Raw genomic sequence first — 595 nt, 5'->3', positions numbered from 1 at the left:
CTTCACTTGACCATATAACCCCAAGCAATCTGGTTATACTGTGAAGACGACATTCGCCGAAAATTCGAATTTCTCAACTAAGAGAACTCACAAATTTTACCTTAGCCTGATCCGTTACCAGTGAAAGTAACGTTCAGTCTATCTTTCTATCACATACCCAAATTTTTAAAGAACGATCTAATCAAAGACTAGAAATCAACATTCACTTCAGAATATTCATTTCTAAACTCTAACGAGCAGAAGCAGTTAATGGTGGAGCCAAACGGGATCGAACCGTTGACCTCCTGCGTGCAAGGCAGGCGCTCTCCCAGCTGAGCTATGGCCCCATAACAAAATTGGTGGGTCTGGGCAGATTCGAACTGCCGACCTCACCCTTATCAGGGGTGCGCTCTAACCAACTGAGCTACAGACCCAATTTCGGGCGCGTAACTGATTAGCTAAGAGCTATCAGCTTGGAGCTTAAAGCTGCTTCTATCGTCTTCTTCAATGAATCAAGCAATTCGTGTGGGAGCTTATGGAGCAGCTGATGTCGTCGATTAAGGAGGTGATCCAGCCGCAGGTTCCCCTACGGCTACCTTGTTACGACTTCACCCCA

2 tRNA genes and 1 rRNA gene are annotated in these 595 nt (G+C 45.9%); all 3 read right to left on the bottom strand.

Annotation, left to right across the window (positions count from 1 at the left end):
* Nucleotides 1–250: 250 nt before the first annotated feature.
* Nucleotides 251–326: transfer RNA gene (locus tag ACQRBT_RS28270), tRNA-Ala, on the bottom strand.
* Between the two features lie 10 nt (nucleotides 327–336).
* Nucleotides 337–413, bottom strand: a tRNA-Ile gene (locus ACQRBT_RS28265).
* A gap of 124 nt (nucleotides 414–537) precedes the next feature.
* A 16S ribosomal RNA gene (locus ACQRBT_RS28260) occupies nucleotides 538–595 on the bottom strand; the annotation flags it as partial.

The organism is Pseudomonas sp. R19M, from assembly GCF_050312585.1.
GTDB lineage: Bacteria > Pseudomonadota > Gammaproteobacteria > Pseudomonadales > Pseudomonadaceae > Aquipseudomonas > Aquipseudomonas palleroniana.
The sequence above is the reverse complement of the archived record's forward strand: the minus strand, read 5'-3'. Positions and strand labels throughout refer to the sequence as shown.